Source organism: Azospirillum thermophilum, assembly GCF_003130795.1.
GTDB lineage: Bacteria > Pseudomonadota > Alphaproteobacteria > Azospirillales > Azospirillaceae > Azospirillum > Azospirillum thermophilum.
On record NZ_CP029359.1, the window covers coordinates 21,472 to 40,146 of the forward strand.

Annotated in this window: 16 protein-coding genes; 4 read left to right on the forward strand and 12 right to left on the reverse strand. The window is 68.4% G+C overall.

The annotated features are described in order from the left end of the window. Window positions 1-89 precede the first annotated feature (89 nt). The 3 genes from DEW08_RS29615 to DEW08_RS29625 are packed head-to-tail and all read left to right on the forward strand — an operon-like array spanning window position 90 to window position 5,448. On the forward strand, window positions 90-2,330 hold the full coding sequence (locus DEW08_RS29615; protein ID WP_109334219.1) for a peptidase domain-containing ABC transporter: 2,241 nt from the start codon (window positions 90-92) through the stop codon (window positions 2,328-2,330). Beyond that, window positions 2,293-3,651 (forward strand): HlyD family type I secretion periplasmic adaptor subunit, encoded by a 1,359-nt coding sequence (locus DEW08_RS29620; protein ID WP_109334221.1) that lies wholly within the window; start codon window positions 2,293-2,295, stop codon window positions 3,649-3,651. Before DEW08_RS29615 ends, DEW08_RS29620 begins: the two co-directional genes overlap by 38 nt. A 57-nt stretch (window positions 3,652-3,708) precedes the next feature. Next, complete coding sequence (locus DEW08_RS29625; RefSeq protein WP_109334223.1) at window positions 3,709-5,448, forward strand: tetratricopeptide repeat protein; 1,740 nt, start codon at window positions 3,709-3,711, stop codon at window positions 5,446-5,448. A 77-nt stretch (window positions 5,449-5,525) separates the two neighbouring features. Here the strand turns inward: DEW08_RS29625 and DEW08_RS29630 are convergent, their stop codons facing one another. From DEW08_RS29630 to DEW08_RS29685, 12 genes are all read right to left on the reverse strand, one after another. Beyond that, a complete protein-coding gene (locus DEW08_RS29630; protein ID WP_245987087.1) occupies window positions 5,526-6,386 on the reverse strand; it encodes a GNAT family N-acetyltransferase in 861 nt (286 codons plus the stop codon). Window positions 6,387-6,413: 27 nt separating this feature from the next. Then, entirely contained in the window at window positions 6,414-7,295 is an 882-nt protein-coding gene (gene rfbA, locus DEW08_RS29635) for a glucose-1-phosphate thymidylyltransferase RfbA (RefSeq protein ID WP_109334225.1), read from the reverse strand. Between the two features lie 25 nt (window positions 7,296-7,320). After that, window positions 7,321-8,223: a dTDP-4-dehydrorhamnose reductase gene (gene rfbD, locus DEW08_RS29640; protein ID WP_109334227.1), complete on the reverse strand. Its 903-nt coding sequence runs from the start codon at window positions 8,221-8,223 to the stop codon at window positions 7,321-7,323. After that, on the reverse strand, window positions 8,216-9,289 hold the full coding sequence (rfbB, locus tag DEW08_RS29645) for a dTDP-glucose 4,6-dehydratase (RefSeq protein ID WP_109334229.1): 1,074 nt from the start codon (window positions 9,287-9,289) through the stop codon (window positions 8,216-8,218). The genes rfbD and rfbB overlap by 8 nt, the downstream gene beginning before the upstream one ends. 42 nt (window positions 9,290-9,331) lie before the next feature. Beyond that, window positions 9,332-9,886: a dTDP-4-dehydrorhamnose 3,5-epimerase gene (gene rfbC, locus DEW08_RS29650; RefSeq protein ID WP_109334231.1), complete on the reverse strand. Its 555-nt coding sequence runs from the start codon at window positions 9,884-9,886 to the stop codon at window positions 9,332-9,334. 106 nt (window positions 9,887-9,992) lie between these two features. Beyond that, window positions 9,993-10,922, reverse strand: coding sequence for a GDP-mannose 4,6-dehydratase (locus DEW08_RS29655; protein WP_109334233.1), 930 nt, complete (start codon window positions 10,920-10,922; stop codon window positions 9,993-9,995). Then, window positions 10,922-12,265: a class I SAM-dependent methyltransferase gene (locus DEW08_RS29660; RefSeq protein ID WP_109334235.1), complete on the reverse strand. Its 1,344-nt coding sequence runs from the start codon at window positions 12,263-12,265 to the stop codon at window positions 10,922-10,924. Before DEW08_RS29660 ends, DEW08_RS29655 begins: the two co-directional genes overlap by 1 nt. Window positions 12,266-12,395: 130 nt before the next feature. Then, a complete protein-coding gene (locus tag DEW08_RS29665) occupies window positions 12,396-12,977 on the reverse strand; it encodes a hypothetical protein (protein WP_109334238.1) in 582 nt (193 codons plus the stop codon). Then, window positions 12,974-14,095, reverse strand: coding sequence for a glycosyltransferase family 4 protein (locus DEW08_RS29670; protein ID WP_168220570.1), 1,122 nt, complete (start codon window positions 14,093-14,095; stop codon window positions 12,974-12,976). The genes DEW08_RS29665 and DEW08_RS29670 overlap by 4 nt, the downstream gene beginning before the upstream one ends. A gap of 122 nt (window positions 14,096-14,217) precedes the next feature. Continuing rightward, a complete protein-coding gene (locus DEW08_RS29675) occupies window positions 14,218-14,427 on the reverse strand; it encodes a hypothetical protein (protein WP_109334242.1) in 210 nt (69 codons plus the stop codon). 8 nt (window positions 14,428-14,435) lie between these two features. Beyond that, window positions 14,436-15,938 carry a glycosyltransferase gene (locus DEW08_RS29680; protein WP_109334244.1) on the reverse strand — a complete coding sequence of 501 codons (1,503 nt, stop codon included), beginning with the start codon at window positions 15,936-15,938 and terminating at the stop codon, window positions 14,436-14,438. Between the two features lie 50 nt (window positions 15,939-15,988). Then, window positions 15,989-17,026 (reverse strand): lysylphosphatidylglycerol synthase transmembrane domain-containing protein, encoded by a 1,038-nt coding sequence (locus tag DEW08_RS29685; RefSeq protein ID WP_109334247.1) that lies wholly within the window; start codon window positions 17,024-17,026, stop codon window positions 15,989-15,991. 357 nt (window positions 17,027-17,383) lie between these two features. Between DEW08_RS29685 and galE the strand changes: the two genes are divergently transcribed. Beyond that, on the forward strand, window positions 17,384-18,403 hold the full coding sequence (galE, locus tag DEW08_RS29690; RefSeq protein WP_109334249.1) for a UDP-glucose 4-epimerase GalE: 1,020 nt from the start codon (window positions 17,384-17,386) through the stop codon (window positions 18,401-18,403). Window positions 18,404-18,675 lie beyond the last annotated feature (272 nt).

The following is an 18,675-nucleotide window of genomic DNA, read 5'->3' on the forward strand; positions in this document are numbered from 1 at the left end:
TCGGACCGGCCGGGACAGTCGCTTGTATCCGATGGAGGTGCTACAGTACAGTCGCGCCGCCGGAAGAGCCACCGGGATACAGAGGGCAGATGCACAGCACGACCGATTCCGATCCGCAGAGCGCCTCGCCGCAGGCGTCACGGTCCACCAGCCTGCATGCGCTTGCGGTCGTCGCGCGCCATCATGGTCTGCATCTCTCGGTCGAGCAGCTTCATCGCGACCATGCCATCGAAACGGGAGAGCCGCCGACCAAGCTGCTCCTGAAGATGGCGGAGGAGAACGGCCTGAAGGCCCGGGCGGCGAAGCTCCGGTGGAAGCATCTGTCGCGCCTGGGCAAGGCCTTGCCGTTGCTGCTGCGGTTGCGCGACGGGCGGACCATGGTGCTGGTCGCCTTCCGCAACGAGCCCGGCAGTGCGTCCGCCGCCATGCTGCAGGATCCCCTAAGCCCGGACCAAGCCTGCATCGCGGTCGACGAGTTGCGGCTCTCCTCCGTCTGGGATGGCGAGGCGATCTTCGCCAAGCGGCGATACGGTGCCCGGGACGAGGAGCGCCCCTTCGGCTTCTCCTGGCTGGTCGGCCAGATCCTGCGTGAAAAGCGGATCTTCCGGGATGTCGGCGTGTCCGCGCTGATGCTCAGCCTGTTCGCCCTGTTTCCGCCGCTCGTCTTCATGATCGTGCTCGACCGGGTCCTGGTGCACCAGAGGATGTCGACGCTGTCCGTCCTGGCAGCCGCCATCGCCTTCTTCCTGGTGTTCGACACCATGTTCGGCTATCTGCGCCGCTATCTGGTGGCGCTCGGTACGGCCAAGGTGGATGCGCGCATCAGCACCTACATCTTCGACCGGATGATCGGGCTGCCGATCGATTTCTTCGAGCGGACCCCGACCGGCGTCATCTCCTACAAGCTGAGCGAGGTCTGGCGCATCCGCAACTTCCTGACCGGGCAGTTGTTCGGGACGATGCTCGACACCATGACCCTGCTGGTCCTGATCCCGGCCATGTTCGTGATGAGCGTGCCGCTCACCTTCCTCGTGCTGGGCGTCGCCATGCTCATGTGCCTCGTCGTGGTGGCCTATATCGGTCCGCTGGCGCGGGCCTACGGCAAGGTCGTGGTGGCGGAGCAGCGCAAGGGCTCCCTCATGATCGAGGTGCTGCACGGCATGCGCACGATCAAGTCGCTGGCGCTCGAGAGCCGCAAGCGCCATGACTGGGATGTGCGGGTGGCCGAGGCCGTGCGCGCCAACACCGACATGCAGCTTCTCGCCAACCAGCCGCAGACCATTCTGCAGCCGCTGGAGAAGGGCATCTATGCCGGCACCCTGCTGGTCGGTGCCTATCTTGCGATGGGGGAATCGGCCTCGGTCTTCAGCGGCACGCTGGTCGCCTTCAGCATGATCGCCAGCCGCGCCACCCAGCCCTTCGTTCAGATCGCCGCCCTGATGCAGCAGTTCCAGGAGGCGCGCGGCGCGGTCTTCCAGGTGGCGTCGGTAGTCAACCAGGCGCCGGAGCAGGGACTGGGCCGTCAAGGGGTCCGGCCGGAGATCAAGGGTGACATCTCCTTCTCCGAGGTGCGCTTCCGCTATCCCGGTTCGCAGAACCCGGCGCTCGACGACATCTCCTTCTCCATCGAGGCGGGCAGCGTCATCGGCATCATGGGGCGCTCGGGTTCGGGCAAGACCACGATCACCCGCCTGCTGCAGGGGCTGCACCAGAACTATGAAGGCCTGATCAAGATCGACGGCGTCGACCTGCGTGAGATCGACCTCACCCACCTGCGCTCCAACCTGGGCGTGGTGCTGCAGGATAACTTCCTGTTCAACGGGACGATCCGCGAGAACATCATGGCCGCCAACCGCAGCGCCACCCTGGAAGAGGTGATGCGCGCCGCCCGGCTGGCCGGTGCCGAGGAGTTCATCGAGCGCCTGCCGCGGGGCTACGAGACGATGATCGAGGAAGGCTCCGCCAACCTCTCGGGCGGTCAGCGGCAGCGCATCGCCATCGCCCGTGCCCTGCTGGTCGACCCGTCGGTCCTTATCCTGGACGAGGCGACCAGCGCGCTCGACCCGGACAGCGAGGCGATCATCAACAACAACCTGACCCGCATCGCCCAGGGGCGGACGATGATCGTCATCTCGCACCGTCTCGCCTCGCTGGTCGGCTGCGATCAGATCATGGTGCTCGAACGCGGCAAGCTCTACGACATGGGCAAGCACGACGAGCTCCTGCAGCGTTGCGATGTCTACCGCCACCTCTGGTTCCAGCAGAACCGCCATCTCTCTCCGGGACCCGCCCATGACCGCGCTTCTCTTACGCCGGCAGCAAACACCTGACCGGCTCGCCGAGCAGGCGATCATCGATTTCCAGGGCGAGACCGCGGAGATCACCGGCCGGCCGGAGCCTTTCGGTGCCCGCGCCGTACTCTGGGCGCTTGCCGTCATGGTGGCCACGCTCATCCTGCTGGCTTCGGTCCTGAAGCTCGACCGGGTGGTGACGTCGCAGGGACGGATCGTCTCGCAGTCGCCGACCATCGTGGTCCAGCCGCTGGAGATCTCCATCATCCGCAGCCTGAATGCGCGCGCCGGCCAAGTCGTGAAGCGCGGTGACGTGCTCGCCACGCTTGATCCGACCTTTTCGTCGGCCGACGTGGCGCAGTTGGAGCGGCAGAGCCAGAAGCTGACCGCCGAGATCGCCCGCCTTGCGGCGGAGGCGAAGGGGGCTACCTTCGCTCCGCCGGGCGAGGCCGGCCCCGATATGGCCCTGCAGGCTTCGATCTGGCGCTACCGTCAGGCGGAATACGCGGCCAAGCTCGCCAACTTCGATCAGCGCATGGCCACCTTGCAGGCGACGATCAAGCGCAGCCGGGAGGATGCCGACTATTACCGGTCCCGTCTGAAGATCCTGGGCGAGATCGAGCGCATGCGCCAGACGCTGGAGAAGAATCAGACCGGCAGCCGCATCAACTCGCTGGTCGCCAGCGATACCCGTGTGGAGGCGGAGCGGAACCTGAACCTCAGCGACGGCACGATCCGGACCTCCTCCCACGATCTGGAGGCCCTGCGGGCGGAGCGTGAGGTCTATACGCAGCAGTGGCGCAGCACCGTGCTCAGCGATCTGGCCACGCGCCAGGTCGAGCTGGAGCGTGCCCGTGAAGAGCTGTCGAAGGCGCAGAAGCGGCGTGATCTGGTCGAACTGCGGGCCATCGACGATGCCGTGGTGCTGGAGGTCGGAAGATACTCCGTCGGTTCCGTGGTGGAACCCGCCCAGCCGATCTATACCCTGGTACCGGTCAACGCCAAGCTGGAGGTCGAAGCGGACATCGCCGGCATCGACCAGGGATTCGTCAAGCCGGGTGACCAGGTGCAGATCAAGTTCGATGCCTACCGCTACGTCGAACATGGGATGGCAAAGGGCGTCGTCCGGACGATCAGCGAGGATTCCTTCAATCGCCGCAACGACCAGCCGACCACCCAGCCCTTCTTCCGCGCCCGGATCGAATTGACCGATGTAACCTTGCGCAACGTTCCGGAGGATTTCCGGCTCGTTCCCGGCATGCCGCTTGTTGCCGACATTGTGGTCGGCGAGCGCACCATCATGTCCTATCTTGTGGAAGGTGCGCTGAGGAACGGTTCGGAAGGCATGCGTGAGCCGTGAGGCGACACCGGGCTCGCCATGGCGGAGCCCTGTGAAAGGGAAAGGGTTTCGGTGCCTATGCGCAACCTGATCAAGGCGGCGGGGCGGCTGTTCGGTTCCGCTTCGCCGCAGGACGCCTATGACAGAGGGCTGAAGGCCTTCGAGCGTGACGACCACCAAGCAGCGCTGAGGGACTGGCTGGCGGCCGGCCGTGCCGGCCATGCCGAAGCCCAGTACCAGCTCGGCCGCATGTACGATCTCGGCAAGGGGGTGGTGCGCAACGCGGTCGACGCGGTTGCCTGGTATCGTCAGGCTGCCGACCAGGGGCATGGCGAGGCGCAGGCCCGGCTCGCCGAAATCTACTATTACGGCTGTGAACAGCCCAAGGGCATTGTCCCGACCGATGAAGCACTGTCGATCCTCTTCCCCAACGGCCTGAAGGTCGAGCAGGATTACGAAGAGGCGCTGCGTTGGGCACGGGCGGCTGCCGAACAGGGGGTGCTGGGCGCCCAGGCCATGCTCGGCTACATGTATGCGTCCGGCTTCGGCATCGCGACGGACTATGCCGAGGCCGAGCGCTGGTACCGGGCTGCGGCCGAGCGGGGGAATGCGGCGGCCCAGCTCGGGCTTGGAACCCTGCTTGCCGGCGGCTATGCCGGGAAATCCGATCCGCAGGCTGCGCACCAGTGGTTCCGCAAGGCCGCCGATCAGGACAACTTCACCGCCTGGTACTATATCGGCACGCAATATGCCGCCGGCCTGGGGGTCGAGCAGGACTATCAGAAGGCCATTGCAGCCTTTCGCCTGGCCGCGGAGCATGGTTTCGCCGCGGCGCAACGGGCGCTCGGCCTTCTCTACGTCCGGGGGCTCGGTGTCCAGGCCGATCCACAGATGGCGGAGACCTGGCTGCGCAAGGCCGCCGTCCAGGGGGATGCCGAGGCGATGCTGCAACTCGGTCATCTGAACAGCCGCGGGGCCGGCATGCAGCCCAATCTGTTCGACGCGGCGAGTTGGTACCGCGGGGCTGCCGAACTTGGGCATCGCGAGGCGCAGAAGATCATCGCCCAGATGTATCTGGCGGGGTCCGGTGTCCCGCGCGACGAGATGGAGGCGGCGAAATGGCTGGAGCGGGCCGCCGGCCAGGGCGATCCACTGGCCCAGTTGCGCATCGGCGCCCTCTATGCCGAAGGACGAGGCGTGGAGCGCGACTATGACCGGGCGCTCGACTGGTTCCGACGCGCCGCCGAGCAGGGAAATCCGGACGCGGTCTACAATATCGGCATGCTTCACAGCCTGGGCCTCGGCGTTCCGCGCGATCCGGTGGGGGCGCTCGACTGGTACCGGCGTGCCGCCGAGCAAGGCAGTGCGCTCGCCCAGTTCCGTTTGGGAGCCGCCCTGGCCACGGGGGGGGATGAGGTTCCGCAGGACTATGCCGCTGCAGCGCACTGGTCGCAGCTTGCCGCCGAGCAGGGCCATGTCGGAGCGATGGTCAATCTGGGCCGTTTTCGCATGCAGGGTCTGGGCGGGGAGCGCAACGTTCCCGAAGCGATCCGCTGGCTGACCGCCGCGGCCGACCGCAGAGAGCCGAGCGCCATGACGGCATTGGGCGAACTGCACTCCCACTGGGGGGACGTGAAGGATTTTGCGCTTGCCCGGACCTGGTTCGAGCGGGCAGCCGCCCTGGGGGACGAGCGGGCGAAGGCACTGTTGGCCCGGCTCCTTTCCGCGTCTCCCCCGGCCGGCGAAGGGGCGCAGCCGGTCGGGCCACCGTCGGAGCGCGGCGTGGATGCAGAGGTTCATGCAGCCGGCAAGGGGTAACTTCCGCCTCGCCACTTCCACCTCGTCGCTGCCGGATGGGAGCGGCGCCTTGTCCGTACCGCCGTCGACAGCCGTTTTCAGACCATCAGGATGATCGGCTCCCGGCGGAGCGATCCAGGCCGCAGGGCTATGGCCATCCGGCGATGCGGCGTCCTTGTCTCAGGCAGCAGGACGGTTCCCAGGTCGGCATAGCCAAGCCGGCGGTAGAGCCGCAGGGCGCGGACGTTGTGGGGCAGGACCGCCAGCTCCAGCCGGCTGGCGCGCCCGCTCGCCCAGCAGTGCGCTGCCCGCATCAGCGCTTCGCCCATGCCCCGGCCGCGAACGTCGGGATGCAGCTCGATTCCCAGCGACAGCGCCCCGGAACCCGGCTCGACCGGCCAGTCCGGCGACACCCGGCAATGGCCGACGAACCGGCCGTGTCGTTCGGCGACCAGCCAGCAGTGGCCGGCGCCGGCAAGCCAGCCGGCGAGGGTCGTCGCATCGGGGATCGCCGCCGCCGCATCCCCGCCGTTCAGTTTGACGAGATCGCCCAGCAGGCTCCGGAGCCGTTCGATGTCCGCATGAACCGGGCGCGCTGGTCGCAGGACGACCGGTGGAAGGGTGAAGATCGCGGTCCGGGGGGAGCCGGCGGGCCGCGCATCGGGGAAATCCGGCAGACGCAGTTCCACCTTGTGCTCGCGACCGTCCAGGATGCCGGGCAGAGGCAGGGTAAAGCCATAGCGGCCATCTCCCTTCCCTGCCGCCTCCAAATCGGCACGATGGAGATCCGCAACCGTCTCCGCCCGCAATCTCAGTCCGCAGCCGTCATCGAACAGAACGGTGACCCGCAGCCGCCGGCCCGGCTCGGCCGGCAGCCAGACCCAGCCGGCTACCTGCCGTCCGACATCCTCAAGATAACCTTCGAGGAGAGTGGTCATGGAGCCACCGGAGCCGGTCACGGTCGAAGGACCGGTACGGGACCTCCATCACCTGAGTGGAGCATCGCCGTCGAGCAGATCAAGCAGATATTGGCCGTAGCCGCTCTTGGCGAGCGGCTGGGCAATGCGGGCAAGCTGCTCGGACCCGATGAACCCCTTGCGCCAGGCGACCTCCTCCGGCGAGGCGACCTTCAGGCCCTGGCGGGCTTCGATCGTCTGCACGAATTCGGCGGCCTGCAGCAGAGACTCATGGGTCCCAGTGTCGAACCAGGCATAGCCGCGGCCCAGCTTCTCCACCGCCAGTTTGCGGCTGTGGAGGTAGACGTTGTTGACGTCGGTGATCTCCAGCTCGCCACGGGCGGACGGCTTGATGGTCGCGGCGATGTCGAGAACCGAATTGTCGTAGAAGTAGAGGCCCGTCACCGCATAGTTGGACTTCGGCAGGCGGGGCTTCTCTTCGATGGCGACCGGCCGGCCCTCGGCGTCGAAGCTGACCACGCCATAACGTTCCGGATCGCGGACATGGTACCCGAAGACCGTCGCCCCGTCCTCCCGTCCGGCGGCGCGCAGCAGGGCCGGCTCCAGGTCGTGGCCGAAGAAGATGTTGTCTCCCAGGATCAGGCAGACTCGGTCATCGCCGACGAAGGAGCGGCCGATGAGGAAGGCCTGCGCCAGCCCTTCGGGCTTGGGCTGCTCGGCGTAGGAAAGCGAGATGCCCCACTGGCTGCCGTCGCCCAGCAGCCGGCGGAACTGGGGCTGGTCATCCGGGGTGGTGATCAGCAGGATGTCGCGGATACCGGCCAGCATCAGCGTCGACAGCGGATAGTAGATCATCGGCTTGTCGAACACCGGCAGCAGTTGCTTGCTGGTGACCTGGGTCAGCGGGTACAGCCGCGTGCCGGCGCCTCCGGCCAGGATGATGCCCTTCATGCCTTACGCTCCCATGTCCTGGCGGTCAGTCGAGAATCTCATCCAGCACATGATCCAGTCCGGTTGGCCAGTCCGCCGGCAGGATACCGTAGGCTTGGCCGATGCGGGTCGTGTCGAGTACGGAGTTGGCCGGCCGCTTGGCCGGCGTCGGGAAATCCGCGGTGGTGATCGGGATGACCGGCGGTCGGCGCCCGATGCGGCCGGCCGCCCGTTCCACGATGCGGTCGGCGAAGCCGTGCCAGGTGGTGGCCGGTGTCCCGCCGAAATGGAAGATGCCGGGAGCCCAGCCGCCGGTCAGCCGGGTGCGGGCGATGGTGGCGATAGCGGCGGCGATGGCGGCGGCCGGGGTCGGGCAGCCGTGCTGGTCGGCGACCACCCGCAGCTCGTCCCGTTCCCGGGCCAGCCGGATCATGGTCTTCACGAAGTTGGCGCCATGCGCCCCGAACACCCAGGCGGTGCGCAGGATCACATGGTCGGGCAGCAGCGCCTGCACCGCCTCCTCGCCGGCCAGCTTGCTGGCGGCATAGACGCCTTGCGGGCCGACGGGGTCGTCCTCCCGCCAGGGATCGCTCTTGCTGGTCCCGTCGAAGACATAGTCGGTCGAGATGTGGACCAGCGGAATGCCGGCGGCGGCGCAGGCCCGCGCCAGGTTGGCAGGCCCGTCGCGGTTGACCGCGAAGGCCTTGTCCGCCTCGCTCTCCGCCTTGTCCACCGCGGTATAGGCGGAGGCGTTGACCACCAGGGCCGGGCGATGGGCGGCGACCGCCGCCGCGACCGCCGCGGCGTCGGTCACGTCGCCCTCCGCGCGGGCCAGCCCGACCGGGCGCAGCCCCGTCCCCCAGGCGGTGCGCAGCAGCTCGAAGCCGACCTGCCCGCCCGCTCCGAAGACGAGGACGGTCCGCTCCCCGGTCACGGCGTCCTCAGCCATTGGCCGCCGTCCCGGCGGCGACGCCCAGGCGCTGCCCGCTGTAGCCGCGGGCGGACAGCCGCTCCCACCAGCTGCGGTTCTCCAGGTACCAGGAAACGGTGGCGCGGATGCCGGTCTCGAAGGTCTGCTGCGGACGCCAGCCCAGCTCGGTCTGCAGCTTGGTGGCGTCGATGGCGTAACGGTGGTCGTGACCCGGCCGGTCGGTGACGTGGGTGATCAGCCCGCGCCGCGGCCCGGAGGACAGCGGGCCGGCGAGCTCGTCCACCAGGTCGCAGATGGCGTGCACGACCTCGATGTTGCGCCGCTCGCTGTCGCCGCCGACATTGTAGCTCTCGCCCAGCCGGCCCCTGGTCAGGATGGTCCACAGGGCCGAGGCGTGGTCGTCGACAAAGAGCCAGTCGCGCACGTTCAGGCCGGATCCGTAGACCGGCAGGGCCTGGCCCTGCAGCGCCTTCAGCGTCATCAGCGGGATCAGCTTCTCGGGAAACTGCCAGGGGCCGTAGTTGTTCGAGCAGTTGCTGGCCACCGTCGGCAGGCCGTAGGTGTGGTGCCAGGCCCGCACGAAATGGTCGGAGGACGCCTTGCTCGCCGAATAGGGCGAGTTGGGGGCGTAGGGGGTCGTCTCCGAGAAGCGCCCCTCGTCGTCGAGCGTGCCGAACACCTCGTCGGTGGAGACGTGGTGGAAGCGGAAGCGCTCCTTCGCCTCCCCCGCCAGTCCGCGCCAGTAATCGAGGGCTACGCGCAGCAGCGTCACCGTGCCGATCACGTTGGTCTGGACGAAGGCCATCGGCCCGTCGATCGAGCGGTCGACATGGGTCTCCGCCGCCAGATGGATCACCGCGTCCGGGCGGTGGTCGGCGAAGACCCGGTGCACCGCCGCCTTGTCGCAGATGTCCACCTGCTCGAAGGCGTAACGTGGCGTCCCCTCGAAAGGAGCGAGGCTTTCCAGATCGGCGGCGTAGGTGAGCTTGTCGAGGTTGACGACCGCAGCCGTCGTGTTCGCCAGGACCCAGCGGATGAAGGCCGACCCGATGAATCCCGCACCGCCCGTCACCAGTATGCGCATGCCATCTCCCTTTACAGCACCCAGCGGCGCGGCGATTCTTCGCTATGCCAGGAACAGGTCTGCGGCTTCGGCCAGGGATGGGGCGACCGCATCCTTGCCCGACACCACCGAACCGGCCCCCTCCGGCCAGCGGATGCCGAGCGCGGGATCGTTCCATCGCACTGCCCGTTCGCACTCCGGCGAATAAAAGGCGTCGACCTTGTAGGCGACGATGGTATCGGGTTCCAGGGTACAGAAGCCATGGGCGAAGCCGACCGGAACGAAGAGCTGCTCCAGCCCGTCGGCGCTCAGCTCCACCGCCACATGCTGCCCGAAGGTCGCGGAACCGCGGCGGATGTCCACGACCACGTCCAGGATGCGGCCCCGCAGGACCCGGACCAGCTTGGTCTGGGCGTGGGGGGCAAGCTGGTAATGCAGCCCGCGCACGGTGCCCGGTGTGGCCGAAAGGGACTGGTTGTCCTGGACCCAGCGGCGCTCCAGCCCGTGTCCGGCATAGCTGCGCTCGTTCCAGGTTTCGACGAAATAGCCGCGAGCGTCGCCGAACCGCTTGGGCAGAATCAGCCGCACATCGCCGAGTGCCGTTGGAATGACCTGCATGAGCTCGCGAAGTCCTGTTGAGTGCTGGCCTCTTATGACGCGGCGGAAAGCCTTTTCAAGCATTTTGTGCAGGAAACGGGCGCGGGGGCGCTGGGCCGCCGTCCTGTCACGCGGGGCGCAACCGGTCCACGATCTCGGTGATGGTGGCCTGTGGGCGGCGTCCGACCCTTTCTTCCAACCGGTCGAGGCAGACCGTGAAATCGGGACCGGGGTCCTGCGGCGGCTGGCGTATGCCGATATGCCGGGTCCAGTCGAGGCCGTGACGGGCGAAGACGTCCGCCACCACCTCCCGCCCGGTCCGTGTGACGCCGCTGGCCATCACGAAATCCTCACCGGGGGCTTTCTCCGCGATATCCACGGCGATGTCCATCAGCTCTTCGGCCAGGCTCCAGTCGCTCCGGAAATCCAGTGTCTCCACCTCCATGCGGAAGGTGGGGTCGGCGAGCGCGCGGCCCAGCCCTTCGGCGATCCGCGGGAGGAAATAGGTGGCGGGGCGCCTGGTGGATTCGTGATTGAACAGGAACAGATTGCCGCCGGCGATCCCATGGCGGCTGCGGTAGTAGCGGATCAGTTCCAGGCTGGCGATCTTCCCGATGCTGTAGAGGCAGGTCGCCCTGTAGGGCGTCGTCTCGTCGATGCGGCCCGACAGGGGGCCTGGGAAGATCTTGGCCGAGTTGGCGTAGACCACGCGCATCCCGGGATTGCGGGTGCGTGCATGCTCGAGCACGGCGTGCAAGGACACCGTGTTCACCGCGGCCATGGCGGCCCAGACCGGTTCGTAGGTGAAGCCGGCCGAGCCATGGACCGCGGCGACATGGAAGACGATATCGGGGGAGCTGCGTTCCAGGAGCCGGTCGAGGGCCCCCGGATCCTGCAGGTCCAGGCGCTCGTAGGAAAAGCCGGAACTGGCCGGGACGTGGCGGCTGCCTTCGTCTCGGGCAGCTCCGATGACGGCGTAACCCCGACGCAGGAGGGACTCGGCCAGGAAGCTTCCATCCTGGCCGTTGACCCCCAGGACGAGCGCCTGTGTCGTCATCAGCCGGCGACCTTGGCGTTGAGGAGGAGGTCGTTGAGCTGCTGGGCGCTGGTGGCGGCCTTGGCGAGGGCCTGGTCGTAGTTGTCGGGCCCGACGATTTCGACCTCGGGGAGTGGGAAGAGCATCCTGGTGCCGTTCATGATGGTCTCGCGCTCGCGCTCGAGGAACTCGCGCTTGAAGTGCCAGGGGAGGACGAGATAGTAGTCGGGCCTGCGCTCGCGGGACTCCTGCTCGGAGACGATGGGGATGTCGGTTCCCAGCGTGCGGGCTCCGACCTTTCCCGGGTTGCGCTCGGCGGCGCAGTCGACCAGCAGGCGGTTGATGCCGTACCACTGCAGCAGGACGTTGCCCTTGGTCGAGGCGCCGTAGATGTGGACCTTTCCGCGCCGCGCCTGGACGTCGAACAGGATGCGGTTGAGGTCGTCGCGCAGCCGCTCGATGCGCTGCTGGAAGGCGCGGTAGGGCTTGTCGGTGTCCAGCTCCATCTCGAACTCCTGGATGCGGAGCCGGTGGAGGAAGGCCTTGTCCTCGGGCTTGCCGTAGGACAGGTTGGCGGCGTGGGTGGCGTAGCAGCGGATGCTGCCGCCGTTGATGTCGTTCAGCTCGGCCTTGAAGATGCGCAGGCCGGCCTTGGCGGCGATGGTCTCCAGCACCGACAGGCTGTAGTATTCCAGATGCTCGTGGCACACCGTGTCGAACGAGTTCTGGATCAGCATGAGCGGCAGGTAGGACATCTCGAAGACCCAGACGCCCTCCGGCTTCAGCAGGCCGGCGATCGCCGAGGCGAAGCCGACCGGGTCCTCCAGGTCGTAGAACATGGCGATGGAGGTGACGACGTCCAGCCCGCCCTTGGGCAGGACGGCGAGCGCCTGCTCGGAGGGGAAGACCGTGTTGACCACGGTGGCGCGGTCGGCGATCTCGTTGGCGATGTCGGAGGGGTCGACGCCGTAGCGCGTGGTGCCGTCGGGATAGTGGAACAGCAGCGTGCCGTCGTTGCAGCCGATGTCGAGCACGGTGGGGGCCGGCGTCCCGATCAGCCCCATCACGCTGTCGACGATGCCGTGCAGGTGGGTGCGCATCGTGGCGTTGGTGCCGGAGCGGTACCAGTAGTTGGCGTAGAGGATCTCCGGCGGGAAGCTGTGGGCAAGCTGCAGCAGCCCGCAGGCATGCTCGTCCTGCGTCACGTCGCACAGGACGAGCTGCGTCGGCAGCTTGCGCGTCGGCGGCATCAGGACGCCCGGCTTGACGAACGACCCCTGCAGATACTGATCGCCGAGATCGATCACCGGCTTCAGCTTCGTCGAGCCGCAAATGCGGCACGTCTGGCGGTAACGCGGATGCAAGAGGCCCCCTTATCTCTCGTTCTTGCCAAGTTATATGACACTTGGCGAAAATCCGTGGAATGCTTCCTCTCTAACGCAAAGCTGCGTTGCGCTGCAAGAGCAAGCCTCCACCCTCATTCGTGCGATCGCGTTACACCAATGACATATGAGAGGTGGTCTCCTGAGGATGCACCATTATTATCAGGCCGAACTTCATCAAATGCACGAGGCTGCGTACCAGGAGCAGCCTGCGATCCTCCGGCACCAGGGCGATTGTTTCCGCCACCGTCCGGCCCGGCGGAACCAGGGCCTCGATGGCGAGCGCCAAGTCGGCGGCTGGTGACAAGATGTCGCGTGCCGGTGAGTTCAGCGGATCGGCGTGCAAGGCGGACAGGGTCTCCATCAGCATCGCGGTGGTGGCTCCGTCTGTACGCGCCAGTCGCGTGTTCCCCGCCAGCGTCCGGGTGGGATAGGACCGGAACATCAGCAGGGGATCGGGGCGCAGCGGGTTGCCGCCGATACTGCCGGGGCGCCGGGGCGCCCGTTCCTCCGCGTGGCGGCGGATATCGGCGAGGTGGCGCCAGACCTCCTGGTAGCGGGGGATGATGACCTTCCAGTCGAACATGGCGACAGCCTGGCCACGTCCGGATTCTCCCATCCGCTGCCTCAGTCCGGCGTCGGAAACCAGCAGGGTGTAGGCATCCGCCGCCGCCTGGATGTCGACCGCCGTCACCTGCGAGGTGCGGCCGATGTAGAGGTCGTAGCTGTCGGCCCCCGTGTCGTAGCGGTCGGCAAAGTCCCCGCGGCACCTGGGGGTGGCAGAACGGTCGGGATGCGGAAGCCGTCGACGCCGTGGCGGACCGTCTCGCGGTATCCGTCCCAGTCGGTGACGACGCAGGGCAGCCCTGCCGCCATGGCCTCCACCGGGGTGATTCCGAAGGTTTCCTGGACGTTGTCCACCAGCGAGGTGAACAGGTCGGCGGCGGCCCAGATGCGGCTCCGCACCTCCGGCTTGCGGCCATCGAGGAAGATCGCATTGATGCTCGGACAATAGCGCCGCGCTCCCTCGACGAAGGCGGCGGCGATGGCGTCGTTGCCGAACCAGCCTGCCTGGATCAGATGAATGCGCTGCCCGGTCCGCCGCGCCGCCTGTTCCAGCGCCGCATACATGGGGATCGGGTGGGCCTTCGCATGGAAGCTGAGTCGGCCCATGAACAGGACGGCGATCTCCTCCGGCCCGATGCCGAGCTTCGCCCGCTCCTCGTGGCGCGTTGCGGCGTCGAAACGGAAGGCGCTCGCGTCCACCCCCAGCGGGATCACCGGCAGGTGCGGCAGCACGGGGGCCTCCACCGCGCCCAGCCGGTCGCGCAGATAGTCCGCATAAGGGTGAAGCACCGCCTCCACCGATGCGCGGGCGGCCCAGGACGTGCAGATCACCGCGTCCCAGGGCTGGACCGGCCCGGTCACCAGTCCGCCCAGCATGTCCGGCGCCTCCGCCGTGGTGTGGGTGATGCCGCACAGACTGTAGCCCCGCTGGTTGCCCGCCCGGCGGCGCCAGGCGAACTGGTCGATTCCCGGCCCCGGTACGAACAGGCAGCCGATCTCGGCCAGCCTCGCCGGCTCTGCCGTCGGATAGAGGGCGATCCGGCGACCGGCGGCCGCATGGCGGGCCGCGAGCTTCACGAACAGCCGAGCCGTCTCCGGTCCGTCGGCGTGGCAGGCGAAGCCATCGACGTCGGCGTGGCGGAAAAAGCCGGCCAGAAAGGATTCCCCGGCCACATGGCGGCCTTTCAGGTCCGTCCGCGCGGTTTCGTAACCGTCCGGGTGGAAATAGATAGCGGCGTTGGACACGGGCGGGTGCTCCCGAAGTGACTGGTCGGAGGGCATATGCGGACTGTCCGGCGGAGATTAGCCGTGCGGCGGGGGCCGGGCAACGCGGCCCGTGAACGCCGGAACCGGTGTCCCCCGGCCGATCACCAGCCTGGCAGGCGCCGCAGGTGGTTCAGCAGGCGGTCGGCGTCGACCATGAAGGAGACGGTGTTTTGCGGCCGGTCGTCCTGTGCCTGGCCCTGCTCCACCTGGCCGGAGTAGGCGAGTCCGGTGCCGGCGGCCACCCAGTCGGAAAGGCCGCCGTCCCCGCACTCGACCTCGAGTTCGACGGTGGGCGGTGCGGCGGCCGTCATCGCCGTCCTCAGAAGGCCTTCAGCTTCTTCCAGGCGAACAGCACCATGCGCAGCAGCAGCCAGCCATGGGTGAAGCGGCTGATCTGCGTTTCGCCATAGGCGCGGTCGGCGTAGCGGATCGGCACCTCGACGATCTTCAGGTTCAGCTTGGCGGCGCCGAAGATCAGGTCGAAATCGCCGAAGGGGTCGAAGTCGCCGAAATAGTGCCGGTTGGCGACCACCTGCTCATAGTCGCTCCTCCACAGCACCTTGGTGCCGCACAGCGTGTCGGTGAAGCGCTGGTTCAGCAGGTAGGAGAAGATGCGGGCGAAGGCCCGGTTGGCCAGGAAGTTCAGGAAGCGCATCGCCTGGTCGGCCATCGGGTAGACCAGCCGGGTGCCGTTGATGAACTCGCCCTGGCCGGTCGCCATGGCGCGGTAGAATTTCGGCAGGGTTTCCGGCGGCACCGTCAGGTCGGCGTCGAGGATCATCAGGATGTCGCCGCGGGCGGCGGCGAAGCCGGCGCGCACCGCGTCGCCCTTGCCCTTGCCCGGCTGCTTCATGACCTTGATGTCCCAGTCGGGATAGGCGTCGCGGACGCGCAGGCACTCCTCGTAGGTGTTGTCCCGGCTGTTGCCCTCGACATAGATGACCTCGAGGTCGGGGCAGAAGCGGGGCAGCCGGCGGATGGCGTTCTCGATGTTGCCGCGTTCGTTCCGGCAGGGGATCAGCACCGTGCAGGACGGAGGGCGCCCGTCCCGCCGCCGCCCCTGCCCGGCCGCCGGGGCCGGACGGGCAACGACGTAGTTGCGCAGGCACAGCAGGCGGATGCCCGGCAGCGGGGCGATCGTCCGGTTCAGCAGCGTGCCGAGCCCGAGCAGCCGCTTCGGCACGAGCTGGCGCCACTCCCGCTTCACCGGCTGCCAGCCGGCCAACTCCAGCAGCCCCATGATGTCGGCGGTGGACAGCCAGTTCATCTGGCCCTGCGGCATCTTCAGCCCCAGCCGCTCGGCGGCGGCCAGCACCGGTTCCCAGACGCGGGCATGGTAGCTGACGATGATGCGCGTGCGCTCGGTCGCGAAGCGGTGGAGCTGGCGCAGCGTCTCCTCGATGTCGTCGAGGAAGCCCACCGTGTCGGACAGCAGGATGACGTCGAAGGTCCCCTCGATTCCCGCCAGAGCCGCCGGATCCTCGGCGTTGCCGACATGGAACTCCAGCCCTGGATGGCGGATTCTCGCCTGCTCGACCATCGCCGGGCTGAGGTCGATGCCGACCCCGCGCGAGGGGGTGAGGGAGGCCAGCGTATCGCCGGTGCCGCAGCCGATCTCGAGGATCGAGGCGTTTTCCGGCACCAGGAAGCGCAGATAGGCGCGGTCCGCCTCGTGGAAGGCGCGGTTGCGCTCCACCCAGCGGTCGCGGTCCGCGGCCAGCCGGTCGAACAGCGTCCTCACCTCCTGCTGCCGGGGCGACAGGGGGCGGGGGGTGCCGGGGCTGTCGGCGGCGAGAAGGGGCTCGGTGGTCTCAACGGTCATGGGTGGCAATCCGGGAAGAACGGGTCAACGACGTTCGGAGGGGCAGCGGGTCAGGAGGCCGGCGGCGGGGCGGCCCGGCCGCCGCGGGACAGGGCGAGCCAGGCGAAGCCGCCGGGCAGGGCGGTCAGGGTCACCGACAGGCCGATCATCAGCGACAGGAGAAGGGCGTCCTGCAGCGGGACGCCGAACAGGGCGAAGCCGGCGACCATCGCCCCCTCGCGCACGCCCCAGCCGTTCAGCGAGATCGGCAGGGCGGCGGCGATGATCGCGGTCGGCATAACCGCCAGCACGTCGAGCGGGCCGAGCCCCAGCCCGATCGCCCGGGCATAGAGCAGCGTCGCCGCCAGCGTGCAGAGATGGACGAGCATGCCGTGGCCGAGCGCCCGCAGGGTCGCCCCGGCCAGCAGGGCGCCGCGCAGGCGGGCGACCAGGGCGAAGGCGGCGCCGGCCAGCCGGTTGGCGCGCAGGGCGCCGGGCAGCGGCAGCCGGTCGACCAGCAGGCCGCCGGCAAAGCCGGCGATGCCCAGCAGCACGGTCAGCGGCAGCATCCAGGCCATGTCGGGCGGCACCACCGCCGCCAGCCGCGGCAGTCCGGCGAACAGCAGCAGGCTGACCGCGAGCAGGGCGAGCAGCCGGTCGAGCACCAGGGCCAGCACCACCGTCGCGGTGGCGGGACCGTCCTGCCCCGCCGTCCTCTCCCGCCGCTCCTTCCGGCCGTCCTTCCAGGTCAGCCAGCCGCGCACGGCGTCGCCGCCGAGGCCGCCGGGCAGCACCTGCCCGAAGAACAGGCTGGCCGCCATCAGCATCAGGGCGCGGCTGCGGGTCAGCAGGATCCCGACGGCCCCGCAGGCCGCCCGCCAGCGGGCGCCGGCGAACAGCACGGCGGCGAAGCTGAAGCCCAGGCCCTGGAGCAGCGGCGGCAGCGGCGCGCCGGCCAGCCGGTCGGCCATCCCCGCCCAATCGGCCTTTTCGACCAGCCACAGGACCAGCAGGAGGGTGACCGCCAGCTTGCCGAGCAGCATCCACGGCTTGCGGCCTGCGCCGGCGGACCGGCCCGGCGGGGCGGGGAAGAGGGCGTCCTGGGTCATCGGCGGGCGGTCATCAGCGGGCGATCATCGGCAGGCGGCCGCGGGGCGGCAGGAAGGTTGCGGGCGGGCGCACTGTAGCCTGTCGCCGGCCGGATCGCACCGTCAACTTCACGAAGCACCGCCGGCCGTTCCCCAGCCCGGCTTCCGAATAAATCGCGCAAGGTTCGTTCGGTTTCCGCTGGTGGTACCTCGTGCATTCGAAGGATCGGACAAAAGATCGGATAGTAACCGCTGATGGGGAGATCTCTCCGGCCGCGTTGACAGCACGCAGACGGTTTCATTAGTTCGGGATAGTGTCATCCGGAACGGCCGCATCCACGGCCGCCGGGTGAGAGGTTGGATAAGGAAGCCAAGAGCATGTCCGACGGACCGGCGTCTCCCTCCCGCGTTCTGGTGACCGGCGGGGCCGGCTATATTGGCAGCCATGTGCTCCATGCGCTCACCGACGCCGGCATTCCGGCGGTCACCATCGACAACCTGTCGACCGGCCGGCGTGCCGCCGTTCCCGCCGCGGTGCCGCTGATCGAAGGCGACGTCGGCTCGGCATCGCTGCTGGAGCAGGTGATGCGCGAGCACCGCGTCGACGCGGTGATGCATTTCGCGGGCTCCATCGTCGTGCCGGAGTCGGTGGAAAGGCCGCTGGCCTACTACCGCAACAACACGGTCAACAGCCTGACGCTGATGGACTGCTGCGTCCGGCTGGGGATCGACAGGATGGTCTTCTCCTCGACCGCGGCGGTCTACGGCGATGCCGAGCGCGTGCCGATCGACGAGGACAGCCCGACCCGGCCGATCAACCCCTACGGCACCTCCAAGCTGATGACGGAGCAGATGCTGCGCGACGCCGGGGCGGCGCACGGGCTGCGCAGCGTCATCCTGCGCTACTTCAACGTGGCGGGCGCCGATCCGGCCGGCCGCACCGGGCAGGCGACGCCGGCCGCCACCCACCTGATCAAGGTGGCCTGCCAGGCGCTGCTCGGCCGCCGGCCGCCGCTGGCGATCTTCGGCACCGACTACCCGACGCCCGACGGCACCTGCATCCGCGACTACATCCACGTCAGCGATCTCGCCGACGCGCATGTGCTGGCGCTCCTGCACCTGCGCCGCGGTGGCGAGAGCCTGGTGCTGAACTGCGGTTACGGGCGCGGCGCCTCGGTCCGCGAGGTCTTGCGCACCCTGGAGGCGGTCAGCGGCGAGCAGGTCCCCGCCAGGCTCGCCGAGCGGCGGCCCGGCGACCCGCCGCAGCTCGTCGCCGGGGCGGACCGCATCCGGCAGCGGCTGGGCTGGGTTCCCAGGCACGACACGCTGGAGGAGATCGTCCGCAGCGCGCTCGCGTGGGAGCGCTCGCTGGAGCCGGGGCCGCAGCGGGCCGGGTGACGCCCCGCTCCGCTGCGCCCGGATCGCCGGTCTCGTCCTTCCTGCTTGCCTCTTGTCTGGCTGCCGCTTCGGCCTATAGTGCCCCGGCCGTGCCGGTCCCGCCATGGGCCGGTCCTCTGGGTGTGGCCTTCGGCAGTCTGCGGGCAAGGTCGGGCGTCGGCGGGCGAAATGGAATGCGGGGCTGCCGTGAGATGGTCCGGAGCCGCCCTGTTCGCCGGTCCGCTCCGGTTCCGTCGCGCTGTCGGATCATGCGATTACAAGCAGTGCGCCAC

Excerpts from the sequence above, each read along its gene's own strand:
- DEW08_RS29620 (WP_109334221.1), top strand. The coding sequence starts at position 2,293 with ATGACCGCGCTTCTCTTACGCCGGCAGCAAACACCTGACCGGCTCGCC.
- DEW08_RS29675 (WP_109334242.1), bottom strand. The coding sequence starts at position 14,427 with ATGACGGCCGCCGCACCGCCCACCGTCGAACTCGAGGTCGAGTGCGGG.
- rfbA (WP_109334225.1), bottom strand. The coding sequence starts at position 7,295 with ATGAAGGGCATCATCCTGGCCGGAGGCGCCGGCACGCGGCTGTACCCG.
- rfbB (WP_109334229.1), bottom strand. The coding sequence starts at position 9,289 with ATGCGCATACTGGTGACGGGCGGTGCGGGATTCATCGGGTCGGCCTTC.
- DEW08_RS29655 (WP_109334233.1), bottom strand. The coding sequence starts at position 10,922 with ATGACGACACAGGCGCTCGTCCTGGGGGTCAACGGCCAGGATGGAAGC.
- rfbD (WP_109334227.1), bottom strand. The coding sequence starts at position 8,223 with ATGGCTGAGGACGCCGTGACCGGGGAGCGGACCGTCCTCGTCTTCGGA.
- DEW08_RS29680 (WP_109334244.1), bottom strand. The coding sequence starts at position 15,938 with ATGACCGTTGAGACCACCGAGCCCCTTCTCGCCGCCGACAGCCCCGGC.
- galE (WP_109334249.1), top strand. The coding sequence starts at position 17,384 with ATGTCCGACGGACCGGCGTCTCCCTCCCGCGTTCTGGTGACCGGCGGG.
- DEW08_RS29615 (WP_109334219.1), top strand. The coding sequence starts at position 90 with ATGCACAGCACGACCGATTCCGATCCGCAGAGCGCCTCGCCGCAGGCG.
- rfbC (WP_109334231.1), bottom strand. The coding sequence starts at position 9,886 with ATGCAGGTCATTCCAACGGCACTCGGCGATGTGCGGCTGATTCTGCCC.
- DEW08_RS29685 (WP_109334247.1), bottom strand. The coding sequence starts at position 17,026 with ATGACCCAGGACGCCCTCTTCCCCGCCCCGCCGGGCCGGTCCGCCGGC.
- DEW08_RS29625 (WP_109334223.1), top strand. The coding sequence starts at position 3,709 with ATGCGCAACCTGATCAAGGCGGCGGGGCGGCTGTTCGGTTCCGCTTCG.